13 protein-coding genes and 1 tRNA gene are annotated in these 13,508 nt (G+C 47.4%); 8 read left to right on the forward strand and 6 right to left on the reverse strand.

Annotated features, from left to right (window positions below; genetic code table 11):
• Positions 1 to 42 precede the first annotated feature (42 nt).
• Positions 43 to 1,104, reverse strand: a complete 1,062-nt coding sequence (locus FD01_RS03200; RefSeq protein ID WP_056962551.1) for a sensor histidine kinase — start codon at positions 1,102 to 1,104, stop codon at positions 43 to 45.
• A 9-nt stretch (positions 1,105 to 1,113) separates the two neighbouring features.
• The gene (locus FD01_RS03205; RefSeq protein WP_056962552.1) at positions 1,114 to 1,788 is read right to left on the reverse strand and encodes a response regulator transcription factor; all 675 of its coding nucleotides are present in this window, start codon (positions 1,786 to 1,788) and stop codon (positions 1,114 to 1,116) included.
• A 95-nt stretch (positions 1,789 to 1,883) separates the two neighbouring features.
• Here FD01_RS03205 and FD01_RS03210 point away from each other — a divergent pair, with 95 nt between their 5' ends.
• Positions 1,884 to 2,660 carry an ABC transporter ATP-binding protein gene (locus FD01_RS03210; protein WP_056962553.1) on the forward strand — a complete coding sequence of 259 codons (777 nt, stop codon included), beginning with the start codon at positions 1,884 to 1,886 and terminating at the stop codon, positions 2,658 to 2,660.
• Positions 2,638 to 4,656, forward strand: a complete 2,019-nt coding sequence (locus FD01_RS03215; protein WP_056962554.1) for an FtsX-like permease family protein — start codon at positions 2,638 to 2,640, stop codon at positions 4,654 to 4,656. The genes FD01_RS03210 and FD01_RS03215 overlap by 23 nt, the downstream gene beginning before the upstream one ends.
• 38 nt (positions 4,657 to 4,694) lie before the next feature.
• Here FD01_RS03215 and FD01_RS03220 read toward each other — a convergent pair whose 3' ends face one another.
• Complete coding sequence (locus FD01_RS03220) at positions 4,695 to 5,219, reverse strand: hypothetical protein (protein WP_054715021.1); 525 nt, start codon at positions 5,217 to 5,219, stop codon at positions 4,695 to 4,697.
• Positions 5,220 to 5,344: 125 nt separating this feature from the next.
• Here FD01_RS03220 and FD01_RS03225 point away from each other — a divergent pair, with 125 nt between their 5' ends.
• The 3 genes from FD01_RS03225 to FD01_RS03240 all read left to right on the forward strand — a co-directional run bounded on the left by FD01_RS03225 (position 5,345) and on the right by FD01_RS03240 (position 8,206).
• A complete protein-coding gene (locus FD01_RS03225; RefSeq protein ID WP_056962555.1) occupies positions 5,345 to 6,082 on the forward strand; it encodes an MBL fold metallo-hydrolase in 738 nt (245 codons plus the stop codon).
• Positions 6,083 to 6,321: 239 nt separating this feature from the next.
• Positions 6,322 to 6,723 (forward strand): transcriptional regulator Spx, encoded by a 402-nt coding sequence (gene spx, locus FD01_RS03230; protein ID WP_056962556.1) that lies wholly within the window; start codon positions 6,322 to 6,324, stop codon positions 6,721 to 6,723.
• An 811-nt stretch (positions 6,724 to 7,534) separates the two neighbouring features.
• Positions 7,535 to 8,206 carry an adaptor protein MecA gene (locus tag FD01_RS03240; RefSeq protein WP_056962557.1) on the forward strand — a complete coding sequence of 224 codons (672 nt, stop codon included), beginning with the start codon at positions 7,535 to 7,537 and terminating at the stop codon, positions 8,204 to 8,206.
• Positions 8,207 to 8,283: 77 nt separating this feature from the next.
• Here FD01_RS03240 and FD01_RS03245 read toward each other — a convergent pair whose 3' ends face one another.
• A complete protein-coding gene (locus FD01_RS03245) occupies positions 8,284 to 9,225 on the reverse strand; it encodes a dihydroorotate oxidase (RefSeq protein WP_056962562.1) in 942 nt (313 codons plus the stop codon).
• A 148-nt stretch (positions 9,226 to 9,373) separates the two neighbouring features.
• The gene (locus FD01_RS03250) at positions 9,374 to 9,772 is read right to left on the reverse strand and encodes a hypothetical protein (RefSeq protein ID WP_054719354.1); all 399 of its coding nucleotides are present in this window, start codon (positions 9,770 to 9,772) and stop codon (positions 9,374 to 9,376) included.
• Between the two features lie 290 nt (positions 9,773 to 10,062).
• On the opposite strand from FD01_RS03250, the gene FD01_RS03255 reads away from it, so the two are divergent.
• The 3 genes from FD01_RS03255 (at position 10,063) to FD01_RS03265 (ending at position 12,596) form a co-directional block, all read left to right on the forward strand.
• Positions 10,063 to 10,133 (forward strand) — tRNA-Gly (locus tag FD01_RS03255).
• Between the two features lie 235 nt (positions 10,134 to 10,368).
• Positions 10,369 to 12,051 carry an arginine--tRNA ligase gene (gene argS, locus FD01_RS03260; RefSeq protein ID WP_056962558.1) on the forward strand — a complete coding sequence of 561 codons (1,683 nt, stop codon included), beginning with the start codon at positions 10,369 to 10,371 and terminating at the stop codon, positions 12,049 to 12,051.
• Positions 12,052 to 12,140: 89 nt separating this feature from the next.
• Positions 12,141 to 12,596, forward strand: a complete 456-nt coding sequence (locus FD01_RS03265) for an arginine repressor (RefSeq protein WP_054719351.1) — start codon at positions 12,141 to 12,143, stop codon at positions 12,594 to 12,596.
• Positions 12,597 to 12,642: 46 nt separating this feature from the next.
• Here the strand turns inward: FD01_RS03265 and FD01_RS03270 are convergent.
• On the reverse strand, positions 12,643 to 13,508 hold an 866-nt coding region (locus FD01_RS03270), incomplete at its 5' end, for a hypothetical protein (RefSeq protein WP_235802922.1).

Here is a 13,508-nt window from a genome sequence, read left to right on the forward strand (position 1 = left end):
AAAAAGGACCCTTCAATCACGCTGTAGGGTCCTTGCGTGTCGTCAACGCGACAATGGTTGTTCGACTAAATTGCTGGCGCTTTGGCCATAATATTGTAAATGTGGGAAGTGAATGGTGACTGCCGTGCCAACATTTGGTTCGGCGGTGATCGACAAGTGATGACCTAAGCGTTGTGACAGTTGATCGGCGAGGTATAAGCCTAAGCCAGTCGACTTTGATTCAGCGTTGCGCCCGTTGGTGCCGGTGAAGCCTTTTTCAAAGACGCGGTGGAGTTCGTCTTGCGCGATGCCGATACCGGAATCCGCGATCGTTAAGGTCACTTCATCATGGGCTTCGGCGATGCTCGCTGTGATTTTGCCACCAGCAGGGGTATATTTCAACGCGTTGGAAAACAACTGCATCAAGATGAACCGCAACCACTTGGCATCAGTGGTGACTACTTGATCGTCGCCAGTGAGTTCAAACTGTAAGTGTCCAGCGATAAACGCATTACGATTGTCCACCACGACATCATTGATCACTTGTTTCAACGGATAATCGTCGAGCAAGTAATCTTTGGAGAAAGAATCAAGGCGTGAGTAATACATCACTTGTTCGACATAATGATCCATACGATCAAGTTGTAAACTCAACTGCGATAACACGTCTTCTGGTGCGTCATCTTCAAGGCTATCGACTAATAAGTTGCTGGCAGCTAGCGGCACTTTGATTTCATGGACCCAAGAGTCGATGAACGCTTGTTGATCGCGTTGAGTGTTGATCACATTGGAAAGCGTGTGGCGATGGGTTTGCAGCATTTGGTTTAGCGTTTTGGCAATGAGCGTTTGCGCCCGGCTACCAGTTTCAGGCATTGGCCAATCCAAGGCTTCCTCGCCTGCCTCAAGCCGGGTTTGCCACTGTTGCAGCCAGCGTTGTTGCTTTTTGAAATCTAACCACATTAAACCGGCATAAAACAATGTGACCAAAACGGCGATATAAATTAAATTGTCCAAATGCACCAAATGTTTCGGGTCTAGCCATAAGCCGCCACACAGCAGCAATAACCCGAGTACATAGGCGATCAGGTGTAAGCGATGATCATGTAAATAATCTCTTAATCGCATAATATCCTCTTAGTTAATGATATAACCAGTTCCAACGCGCGTTTCGATATAGTCTGGTAAGCCAGCGTCAGTGATTTTTTTGCGCAGCCGATTGATATTAACTGTGAGCGTATTGTCGTCGACAAAGCGGGCATCTTGCCATAAAGCCTTGAGGAGATGTTCACGAGAAACGACATGACCATGCGCGCGCAACAAGATCTGAAGCAACTTGTATTCGTTTTTGGATAAGTTGATCGGTGTGTCATTCACCAAAGCGGTGCTGTTTTCGATATCAAGAGTCAAGCCGTTGTGCGATAAGGTTTGGCTTTGACCATCGGTGTAATTATACGTGCGCCGCAACAAGGCGTTGATTTTGGCGATCAAGACTTCCATGGCAAACGGCTTGTTGACGAAATCATCAGCACCTAAGTTCATCGCCATGACCATATCCATATTGGTATTGCGACTGGAGATAAAAATCACGGGGACTTGCGAGTTGGCGCGGATCTGTTGGACCCAGTGATAGCCGTCGTACACCGGTAAGTTGATGTCGAGTAACACCAAATGCGGCTGTTCGGCAACGAATTGGTCATAAACCTTCGAAAAATCCGTCACTTTGACCGCGCTGAGTTGCCACTTGCGCAAAGCTTGAGCAATTAACGTGGCAATGGTTTGGTCATCTTCGACGATCATGATTTTAAACATGGCTTCCTCCAACAATGAATTGATTAAACTAATTGTACCAGATGCCAACCTCGACACAAGTTTGGTATCATGAAAGAGTACTGGAGGTGGACGGCATGCGAATGGTCAAAGTCGATCATTTAACGAAAATTTATGGACACCGGTTCAATCGGGTGACGGCGCTGAATGATTTGAGTTTCGGCGTGGATGCAGGTGAGTTTGTCGGGATCATGGGCCCAAGTGGGGCGGGTAAATCGACGTTGCTGAATATTTTAGCGACCATGGACACCCCAACGGCTGGCGGGGTATGGATCGATAAAACCGATCTCAGCAGTATGTCCAAAGCGCAAAGTGCTGATTTTCGCCGGGAGCAATTAGGGTTTATTTTCCAAGACTTCGATTTACTCGATGACTTGCCGGTATCAGCTAATATTACTTTGCCTTTGACCTTTGTCCCACCAGTGCCCAGTGACTTAGACGACCGGTTGCAAAAAGTTGGCGATTTATTAGGGTTACTGCCATTAATGGCGCGCTATCCCGCACAATTGAGTTTGGGTCAACGCCAGCGTGTCGCTGCCGCACGGGCAATTATCACCCATCCGCGCTTAGTTTTAGCCGATGAGCCGACTGGGAGCTTGGATTCCTTGGCGGCGACGGAATTGTTGCGCTATTTGGCCAAAATTAATTTAGAAGCCGACACCACGATTTTAATGGTGACGCATGATGCGTTTACGGCAAGTTTTTGCAACCGGATCATTTTTATTCGCGATGGGGCGTACTTTGCCGAAGTGACCCGGCATGGCAGTCGGCAGGATTTCTTCAATAGTATTATCGACATGCAAGCATCGATTTCTGGAGGGCGGCGGCATCATGTGGACGCAGATCAAAACTGATTTACACCGTCATCGGGGGATGCACCAACTGTTTGCCATCGTGTTGGGGATCTTAGTGGCCATGATGTACGCCGTGGCAGCCTTGATCGAAGCGCAACCCTTATTGAACAAAATCGGCCAAGGCAGCAACATGACCAGTTTATTTCCTGCCGCTTTAGTGGTGGTGTTAGTGGTGATGATGCTGTTTTCGGTGATGTTCATGGTGTATCTCAATGGGCTGTTGATCGCCAGGCGCGAACATGAATTCCAATTGTATCGCCGCTTGGGCATGCCGCAATGGCGGTTGAACTTTTCTTTAGTTGGCGAAACCTTGATTTCTGGTTGTGCCGGCTTGGCAGGGGGGATCCTAGGTGGCATCGTGATTTCCAAATTATTGGCGATGATGTTATTGAGGCTCGTTGATAGTTCCCAATCAGTCGGGTTGCTGTTTAGCCCCGTTGCCATTGGTGAAGTCGCAGGTGTCGTGTTGGTGTTGTTGCTGGCGCTTGGCGGATTGCGCGCGATCAGTGCTAGTGGGCGAGACGTTTTGGTCAAAGCGCAAACTACCCCTGAAAAAACGGTGGTTCAGCCACTCACTGCCAGCATGGTGATCGGCGCGATCGTCGGTATCGGCTTGTTTGGTTGGGCAACTTGGGTCTTAGCAGCATTATTTTATTGGACCAGTCGCTTTACTCACTGGTTTGGTGGCAACGCGGGATTAGGGAGCTTGTTTGTGGGTTGGGGATTGGCTGAAGTGGTCGGCGTCTACCTGTTATACGCCTGCACGCTTCCCATGCTCATCGCGTTACATCTCAAGCAACAGCGTAAAATGTCCGCCAAATACTATTTGTGGTTGGTCGCCATGTACAAACGCTTGCGCACCAACACCCAGTCACTATGGCTGACCACTTGGTTGACCACAGTGACGTTGGTGATGTTAGGCAGTGCAGCGATGTTGTATCAATTTGGCCAAGCTGTGGTGGTGCAAGATGTTGCGCAATCGATCCTCACCACTCAAGGTGGCATGCGTAGCGTCAAAAAGCATGTGGCATCAAGCGATGTCGCCCAGACTTGGCAATTGCCGACGAAACTGGCGGCAGGGCGTGTGAAATTACGCATGCGCAACAATTCAGACAAACAAGAAAATACACTTTATCAAGTGATCGCCTTGCGTGACTATCAAAAAATCCGCCGCCACCAAACGGATTTACCCCACGTCACGTTAACCAAACACCAAGCCGTGATGATCACCATTGGCCAAACTTATTATCAAACCAAAGGCATTGGCGGCTGGAATAATGCAGGGCGCAAGCTCACTTTGACGCGCACTGGTGAGCAATTGACTCTTAAAACCATCACCAATCAGTTTCCTTTAGGTGGGGCGGGGTATTTTGATCGGGCCTTGGTGGTCAGCAATGCAGTTTATGATGGCTTGCAAGCCCCAATCGATCAACTGACCGGCATCAAGTTAAAGCCGGCTGCCGGCAAGCGCGTCGAATCAGCATTATTAAAATCCGATCAGGTGGACTATGTCGCTTATGATCACGCCACCTTAACCGGTAAAAAGCCCATTCGGTTTTTGAAGCATGCCAGCAACACGACCATGGATCGCGATGCCATTTCCTTGCGGCGGCCAGATTTGCATCAAATGCGCGTCGTGTTCGGGTTCTTGTTGTTTATCATGACGTTGCTCGGCGTGGTGTTCATGGTGGCCACCGCCAGCATCCTACTATTGAAACAATTAGTTTCCGGCAGACAGACACAACATATCAAAACCACGCTGCGGCGGTTGGGGATGCCCGCAGCGGACCTGGCACATTTACAAGTGGCACAGGTCGTGTCAGTTTTCGGCTTGCCCCTGGTTTTAGGCAGTTTCAATGCGATTTTAGGCATCCGCGTCTTACAGTTGGCGCTTGATGGTTCGCCGAGTTCATCTGTGGCGATCGCTTTTGGCGCTTATACATTGGTGTATGTCGGCTTTGCAGCAATCACGGCGATGCGCTTGAATCAGTTATAAAAAATGCGAGCTCCCAAAATCGGGGCTCGCATTTTTCATCAATCATCTTTTTCGTCATTGTCCTCATCATCTGGTGAGATGATTTGGTAGTTTGCATCGTGATAGCCTTGGCCCTTGGCGGCGCGTTCCATAAACTTGTTGATTGGCTTCCACAAAGGGGTTGATTTCGAGGCAAACACATCTAAAGTGCGCTCCCATTGACTGAGAACTAAATAATCTCGCGCCTTGTCATCTTTGACGAACAAGCCCAAAGCGAGGTTACCTTGCAATTGATCACGTTGTTTCAACAGCGTTTTGAATTGATCCGTGAAGACTGGTACTTCATCTTCCGTTAGATGATAATAGGCCAGTTGAATGTAGCCACGGTTTTCAATGCTGCCATCCATGGCCAAGGTATCATAGGCCATCGGTGCGACGAATGGTACTTTCGCTTCAACGTCCAATAACCCGTAATTGGCGCCTTTGGTCAAAGGTTTCATGAATAATAATGGCGTTTGATATTCTTTAAAAAAGCGTTTAAGAAAACGTTTGGAACCTAAAACGATCTGTACCCGTTGAGTCATGATCCCACCTCCAGTTCTATTATAACGTTTACAAAGCGGAAACGCTTGGGTTCTGAAAATTTTTTAATATTGGTCAAGGTCGCGATGATGTTGTATCCTGAAATTATCATGAAAGGATGAAGATAATGAAACTGACGATCCTCGGATATTTAGGTGGCTATCCTGACCACGGGATTGGCACCAGTGCTTATTTGGTGCAAAGTGGCGATTTTAATTTATTGATGGATGCCGGTAGCGGCGCGTTGCTCGCCTTGCAAAAAGTCTTGGATCCTAATTTATTGGATGCGGTGTTATTGACGCATTATCATCATGATCACACCGCCGACTTTGGGGTCTTACAATATTATTATCAACTCCATTCTGGTGAAAAAAAGCACTTGCCATTGCCAGTGTATGGGCACACCAAAGATCCGTTGAACTTTGCGGCGTTGACGTTTGGTGATTTTACGAAAGGTTTGGGATACACCCAAGATACGACCTTAGATCTGGGGCCGTTCAAGTTAACGTTCTTGGAAACTGAACATCCAGTACCAGCCTTTGCGGTACGTATTCTTGAAAAAACTACCGGCAAAGTGTTGGTCAATACTTCTGATACGCGGGCCTTTGCCGGCTTGGCGCCATTTGCCAAAGATGCAGATTTGTTATTAGCGGATACGAATTTCTTGGCGGACAAGCCGGCACCGCGCTGGCATTTAACCGCGCCACAAGCGGGGGAATTGGCCAAGGATGCCAACGTCAAGCATCTGGTGTTGACCCACTTGCCGCAAGAATTACCACTTGATGTCTTGAAGCAACAAGCGCAAGCCACTGCTGGTGAACGTCAAGTCACATTGGCGTCAGAGCAAACCGCTTTTGATATCTAATACCTATAAAATAAATATCTAATAATGCGTCTGTCAGAAAATGGCTGGCGCATTTTTATTTATTTAACGCGGATTATACTTAGATTCCGTGTACATGTGCAAAATCGCACAGTTACATTATTTTTACATTAGTTCACTTTTATGAATGAAAAGTTTCTGAAAATGATTGTTTTTTCGATATTACTTCGCATATAATTAAACATATAGAAACCGCATTCAAAATTAAAGGAGTGATACTTATGGCGGTCACCTTATATACTTCCACTGGTTGCACCTCCAGCCGCAAAGCGCGTGCGTGGCTTGAAGACAATCACATTCCGTTTATTGAACGCAATTTAGATACTGATCGGCTTTCCCAAGCAGAAGTGCAACATTTGTTGGTGCTATCAGAACGCGGCTTTGATGATATTCTCTCGGTGCGCTCCAAAGCCTACCTGCGTTTAGGGATCACGACGGATGATTTAACCACGGTTCAAATGATCAATTTGATCATTCGCGAACCCCATTTACTGCGTCGACCGATCATTGTCGATGAACGTCGCGTACAAATTGGTTTTCACCCTGATGAGATCCGCCGTTTTTTGCCGCGGGATGTGCGCGCAATGGCTTTGCAACAAGCTCAACTCTTAGCCGGATTTTAGGGAGGCGAGAACCATTAATCATACTGGACCGAGTGGCTGAGACGGTAATCGTCTTGGTCACTTTTGATATCCGGCATCGATAGTGTCTCATACCGCTATCAGGTGCCAGTGGTACACTCCAGACCCATTCGGAACTGAAATCATCTTTCGTGGCCGGCCGGCTCCAGAAATCGGCACAAACCGCCGATGTTCTTCTGCCTAAATTTCGAGCCAAGAAAACCACTTGTCTTGAAATTTGCCTGAAATATTAGCTGAGCCAGAAGCCCACTGTCTCAACTAGTATTTCTGCCACGTTCGATGATTTCAGTTCCTCCATGGGTCTTACGTGTACCACTGGCACCTGATGGCCACGCAATGCGTGATGCCAACGTTGATATGACACTCGGTAAGGTCAGCGTGTTTAATTTGTAATCTAGTCATATCTGACGAGAAAAGCTGTGAGCGGAGATAACAAGTGCGGAGGCGGGCTGGGCATCAGCCGTGGGGCTCTTAGCGGTTTACCGCGTAGAGCCCAGCGAGAAGCAAATCCACTCGCGGTTTTTGCGAGTGATCCGACGAGCGTCATTGCGTTCCATGATCAGCCCGCCGGAGTACTTTTTGTCGGAGCTCACAGCTTTTCGGGCCGCAAGGCTTATTGGTATAACTGGTTAGAAGATGAAATAGATACTTACGATGCTAGACGGCAATTGTGATCAAGGCGTGACAAGTGACAGGAATTTTTTGCATTAAGAAACTCATTGCTGTACACTGGCGTAATGTTATAATGTCAGTAGTTGACGAATTGATTCGTTTGAAGTGAGGTGCAGCAATCATGAAAATGGAACGCATCGACGATAACACGATCCGCGTTTTGTTAGGCAACGACGACTTGGCACAGCGCGGCATCACCGTGTTGGACTTGCTCGGAAACCATGACCAAATTGAAAGTTTCTTCTATAGTATCTTGGATGAAGTCGATGAAGATCACAGCTTTTCTAGTAATGCAGCTGTGACCTTCCAAGTGATGCCTAGCCAAGCAGGCTTGGAGCTTTTGATCAGCAAAAATGTTGGAGATCAAGAAACTGATGACCCAGATGGCTTAGATGATCCCCAAGATGTGCCAGATTTTATTCGCCGCCAATTGATGGCGACAGATACGCCGGATGATCATGCTGCGGTGGATGAAGGTAGCTTCATCGATGCAGATGGCACCAAGCTTCACGAAACCGTCTTGAAGTTAGCCAGTTTTGAAGATCTGATCAGCATGGCCAAAATTTTGCGCTTAGAAGGGGCTTCTAGCGACTTGTATCAATATCAAGGCGACTATTATTTGGTGTTGACCTTCTATCACAACCAAATTTCTGATCAAGAAATGCGCGATCAGTTAGCGGTGGCAATGGAATATGGCGACAAAGCCACAGTTTCATCAGCAAAGCTTTCTGAATATGGCAACCATGTGATGGCTACCAGTGCATTGGAAACCGCGCGTTACTATTTCAAATAAAATCATCGAACGACAGGCGCAAAATGCTTGTCGTTTTTGATTACAAAAAAACAGGCCTCAGCCTGTTTGTCTACACATTATTGGATAGTTTGGAGTTTGCCGCGAAAATCGTCAAGCGTGGTGTAGCCTTTTTCAGCCATCACAGCTTCGAGCTCGTGATTCAAGCGGTCAAAGCACGCGACGCCTTCCACTTGTAAAACCGTTCCGAGTTGTACCATGTCTGCGCCGCAAAGAATTAAATCATACACGTCACGGCCGGTGGTGACCCCACCAGTGCCAATGATCGCAATGTCGTCGCGCAAGCGTTGGCGGAAGGCGCGGACGTTGGCTAAGGCAATCGGTTTAGCATAAGCGCCACCGATGCCGCCAAAGCCGCCTTTTGGTCGGATCAACGCCGTGTCAGTGGCAGGGTCGATCATCAAGCCGTTACCTAAAGAGTTGATCGAGTTGATGAACGTCAATGGGAAACGATTCAGTAGCGCCGCCATTTGATCGAATTGTGCGAGATCAAAGAATGGTGGCAGCTTCACGCCGGCTGGCTTGGTAAAGATTTTGAATAAGTCGGTGAGGATCTGCTCAGTGGTATCAAAATCATAAGCAATTTGCGGCTTGCCGGGCACGTTGGGACAAGAGAGGTTGAATTCGGTCAAGCCGTTAAAATCGCTGGCTTGGATTTTTTCTGCCAACAACGTGTAATCTGATGGGCTCATGCCGGAAACCGAAAGGAAAATGGGGTGATCGGGGTGCTTGGCCTGAAAGTCTAAAGCATAATCGAGATAATAATCGATCCCGTTGTTCGGCAAGCCCATGGAGTTGATGCTGCCAAGTTCCAATTGGTGGTAGCGCGGTTCAGGATTGCCAACGCGGGCATTAGGCGTGCCGGATTTGGTCACAAAGCTGCCGGCAGGACTGGCGTAAAGCTCATCCAATTCTTGCGTGGTCATGCAGTGCACGCCGCTGGCATTCATCAAAACATTATCGAAGTGAAAATTTTGGATCGAAGAGGCTAAACTCGTCAACTCGGACACTCCTTTGAGGTTGATGTCCATCTGACCTGCTGTCAGATGTAGACCTTGGCAAATATTAAACCACATCTTGCCAACTTTGACTAGTAATTTGCGGATTAAAAAAGCCGAAACATTTTGAATGTTCGGCTTCTCTCTCATATTAGGAATTGGCTGCTTCGCGCGCTTTGTTTTGATGATGCACGAGTTTGGCCAATTGGCTAGCTTTGCGGCGAATTTCTGCTGGTGGTGCTTGCGGTAAGGTGAAGTGGGTGACCATTTTATGCGGGTCAAAGTCTGGGGTCACACTGACCAGTGAATAAAACACATTATCCGCTTTAGCAGCCGGTAATGTGGCGTGGGTGTAGGCAGTTAAGGCGGCTTCGTCTTTTGGTAAGTGGCTTAAAAAGTCGGCTAGCACGCGGTAGGAGTAATAGACGGCTTCTTCATAGGTCGCCCCAACCGCTTGCGCTTGGGGGATATTTACAAAACTGATTTCGTAGCCGTGCGCGGTTTCTTCATTGCGCGCGGCGAAATAATAACGTCGGGTTTTGTCTGCCATGATCGTCACTCCTTTGGATCGCTTAGCTTTTGGCATAGCGAAATGATAGTTTCTGCATACTATTATAGCACGGTTAAAATTATGAGCAAGTATATGAGTAAATTTTAATATTAACAGGAATTCTATGTTTTTGATGCAGGTGTTAACGACGGGTAAACACGGGTTGTTTGCTGACTAAAAGTGCCAATACTTTCCATTGGATGTCAACTGCATGTTTTTGCAAAATAGTGGATTTGTGAAATTTCCCCTTGTCAAACGATCGCCTGCTTGCTATACTAATAAACGTTGTTGCGGTTGTAGTTTAGTGGTAAAACTCCAGCTTCCCAAGCTGGCGTCGCGAGTTCGATTCTCGTCAACCGCTGCAGAACTGACGCGAGCATCGCGTCAGTTTTTTAATTTATCAGGAAGATCCTAGCGATACCGGTTCAGTGAAGCTGCGGGTGGTGTGAGCAGTTACGGTCGCTAGAGGCGCACCTGTGTGAACAGTTCAATATCGAGTGGACAATTTGTCAATGAGAGTGGTACCGCGGGGAAACTCGTCTCTTGCAGAATTTTTGCAAAAGACGAGTTTTTTCGTATTCAAGGAGGAAAAAATTATGGACTTCAAACAACAAGTCGTATCAGCATTGAGTGCAGCGACCGGTGACGATTTAAGTGCAGACCAAATCGCCCAATTATTGGAAACCCCAAAAACATCTGATTTAGGCGACTATGCTTTCCCAACCTTTGCGTTGGCCAAGGTTTATCACAAAGCGCCTAAGATGATTGCTGCAGACTTGGTCGAAAAAATCGACGCTAAGCCTTTTGAAGCAGTTAAAGCAGTCGGTGGCTACGTCAACTTCTTCTTAGACAAAGTCAGCTTTGCTCATGACACCCTGACCAGCATTGCGGACGATCCAGAACACTACGGCGATTTGCAATTAGGTGCCGGCAATGTCCCAATCGACATGTCCAGCCCTAACATTGCCAAGCCAATGTCCATGGGTCACTTGCGCTCGACGGTGATCGGCAATGCCTTGGCCAACATTTTGACCAAAGTGGGTTACTCCCCAATTAAGATCAACCACTTAGGCGACTGGGGCACCCAATTCGGGAAGCTGATCGTGGCTTATCGCAAGTGGGGTTCTGAAGCCGACGTCAAAAAAGACCCGATCCACTACTTAGTGAAATATTATGTGCAATTCCACGAAGAAGCTGAATCCGACCCCTCTTTGGATGACCAAGCCCGCGCCGTATTCAAACAACTTGAAGATGGCGATCCAGAAGTGCACCAATTGTGGTCATGGTTCCGTGAAGAATCCTTGAAAGAATTCACCCGCATTTATGACATGCTTGGCGTGAAGTTTGATTCCTTCAATGGGGAAGCTTTCTACAACGATAAAATGGATGGCGTGGTCAACGAACTTGAAGACAAGCACTTGTTGAAGTCTTCTCAAGGCGCTGAAATCGTCGACCTGGAAAAATACGACTTAAACCCAGCCTTGATCAAAAAGTCTGACGGTGCCACGCTTTACATGACCCGTGACTTGGCTGCGGCGTTCTACCGTCACAACGAATACAACTTTGTCCAAAGCCTGTATGTCGTCGGCAACGAACAACGCGAACACTTCGACCAACTTAAAGCCGTTATCAAAGAAATGGGCTATGACTGGGCGGATGATATCCATCATATTCCATTTGGCTTGATCACTTCTGGTGGTAAGAAGTTGTCCACTCGTAAAGGCAATATCATTTTACTGGAAAAAGTCCTCAATGATGCCATCGAATTGGCTAAGAAACAAATCGCTGAAAAGCATCCTGACTTGGCCAACGCTGACAAGGTTGCGCACCAAGTCGGTGTCGGTGCCGTGATCTTCCATGATTTGAAGAACGAACGTTTAGATTCCTTTGACTTCAACTTGGAAGAAGTCGTGCGCTTTGAAGGCGAAACTGGCCCTTATGTGCAATACACCAACGCGCGGGCTAACAGTATTTTGCGCAAGACGGACACACAACCTGCCGCAGACGTGGCGTTGACAGATCCGGCTGCTTGGGATGTGCTCAAAGCGTTAGGCGATTATCCAAACGTGATCGCGCGCGCTGCTAAAGCTTACGAACCTTCTGTGATCGCTAAGTATGCGTTGAAACTCGCCAAAGCCTTCAACAAATACTACGCTAACTCCAAAGTCTTGGTCGATGATGCCGAATTACCAGCTCGTTTGGCCATGGTCAAAGCCGTCAGCACCATTTTGACTTCTGCCTTGGCTTTGCTTGGCGTTGAAGCCCCAGCTGAAATGTAATTTGAGGAATACCCGTTCACGGCGAACGGGTATTTTTTTCGGTATTCGTGTGCTACAATATGCATAGATATTCATCAGGAGGGTCATTCATGAATAAATCCCAACGACAAAACGCTTTGGCGCGTATTATTAACCAAAAAGTGATCAGCACCCAAGACGAATTGTTAACGGAGCTGAAAAACGCTGGTATCGAAGCCACGCAAGCGACGATTTCTCGCGATATCCGCGAACTGCGCATCGTCAAAGCCCAAGATGCCAGCGGCGCCTTGCGATATACCATTTTTCGTGGAGATAGCGAATCGCAACTGGAGCGTTTAGGTAATTCCATTCGCGAAGTGGGCTTATCCATTACCCGGGTCCAATTCATGAACGTGATCAAAACCTTGCCATCTAACGGGAACTTGTTAGCCGCCATTATCGATGACATCAAGTTTGCCCAAGTGGTCGGGACGTTAGCCGGGCATGACACGATCGTGGTCATCTCGCCAGATGAGGAATCCGCGATTTGGTTTAATCAACAATATGATCGGGCGTTTAGTGACTAATACAAAAGCGTCGTCGCAAGTGAAATTGCGACGGCGCTTTTTTGAACTAAATTTGACGGTTACGATTCGCTTTGATGCCTTGAATAAACTGCCAACCCATCAAACTAAATGGGATAATCATCAATAACAGCACGCCACCGACCAGAAACCAAATGACATGATCGTTTTGTTTGAGCCAAGTTGCTGTGAAGGGAACACGAACTAGGATTCCTAATAATCCAAATACAATTTCGACTGAGAAGAAGGTCAATGCGATCGGGAAGAAGCGAAATTTTTTGCGATCTGAATTGAACTGAAAACCAGCCGCAATCAGACAAAACACGATGATTGTGATGGCGACAGGCGTTGATAATGTCAGCTTGAAAGGGGTACTGAGTGAAACAAACGTGGTTGGAATCAATGCTCCTGCGCCGCCACACAGGATGATGATTAAACCTGAGATCAACCATTGATGTTTAGCGAACGCAATTTTGCTTAACCCCCATGAAAACGCCAAGATAAAAATCCCGATGCCAATCAGCCCAATCAGAAGTTTCCCCACATCGACTGGCTCGCTGGGGATGATCAAACTTGGTAAGCAAAGTAACACCGCATACCCGATGGCACCAGTTAGCGTGACTCGGCGAATCTTGTGCCAATCATTGGGCAAAGCTCGCAACATTTCTTTGGCGACACCAGCGGGCGCTGTGCCGAAATAATCCGCTGCAGATTGGCCGCTGGCTTGGGCGTCAAGCAAATCGTTGAGTAAATCGAGCAAATCAGTTTCTATTTGGATATTATTTTTGAGCTTACCGCGCATGTGTAAATAAACGACGATATTGCCATAAAATTCTGCATTTTGTTTATTCAATAACTGACGCAAATTGCAAGAACAAGTTAGCCACCCCATGGCACGACACCGTGAGATGAACT

The sequence above is a fragment of the Lacticaseibacillus manihotivorans DSM 13343 = JCM 12514 genome (genome assembly GCF_001435035.1).
Classification (GTDB): Bacteria; Bacillota; Bacilli; order Lactobacillales; family Lactobacillaceae; genus Lacticaseibacillus; species Lacticaseibacillus manihotivorans.

Bases quoted from the DNA above. Each gene is read 5' to 3' on its own strand.
- FD01_RS03205 (WP_056962552.1), bottom strand. From the start codon at position 1,788: ATGTTTAAAATCATGATCGTCGAAGATGACCAAACCATTGCCACGTTA.
- FD01_RS03200 (WP_056962551.1), bottom strand. From the start codon at position 1,104: ATGCGATTAAGAGATTATTTACATGATCATCGCTTACACCTGATCGCC.
- FD01_RS03210 (WP_056962553.1), top strand. From the start codon at position 1,884: ATGCGAATGGTCAAAGTCGATCATTTAACGAAAATTTATGGACACCGG.
- FD01_RS03215 (WP_056962554.1), top strand. From the start codon at position 2,638: ATGTGGACGCAGATCAAAACTGATTTACACCGTCATCGGGGGATGCAC.
- FD01_RS03265 (WP_054719351.1), top strand. From the start codon at position 12,141: ATGAATAAATCCCAACGACAAAACGCTTTGGCGCGTATTATTAACCAA.
- spx (WP_056962556.1), top strand. From the start codon at position 6,322: ATGGCGGTCACCTTATATACTTCCACTGGTTGCACCTCCAGCCGCAAA.
- argS (WP_056962558.1), top strand. From the start codon at position 10,369: ATGGACTTCAAACAACAAGTCGTATCAGCATTGAGTGCAGCGACCGGT.
- FD01_RS03240 (WP_056962557.1), top strand. From the start codon at position 7,535: ATGAAAATGGAACGCATCGACGATAACACGATCCGCGTTTTGTTAGGC.
- FD01_RS03220 (WP_054715021.1), bottom strand. From the start codon at position 5,219: ATGACTCAACGGGTACAGATCGTTTTAGGTTCCAAACGTTTTCTTAAA.
- FD01_RS03250 (WP_054719354.1), bottom strand. From the start codon at position 9,772: ATGGCAGACAAAACCCGACGTTATTATTTCGCCGCGCGCAATGAAGAA.
- FD01_RS03225 (WP_056962555.1), top strand. From the start codon at position 5,345: ATGAAACTGACGATCCTCGGATATTTAGGTGGCTATCCTGACCACGGG.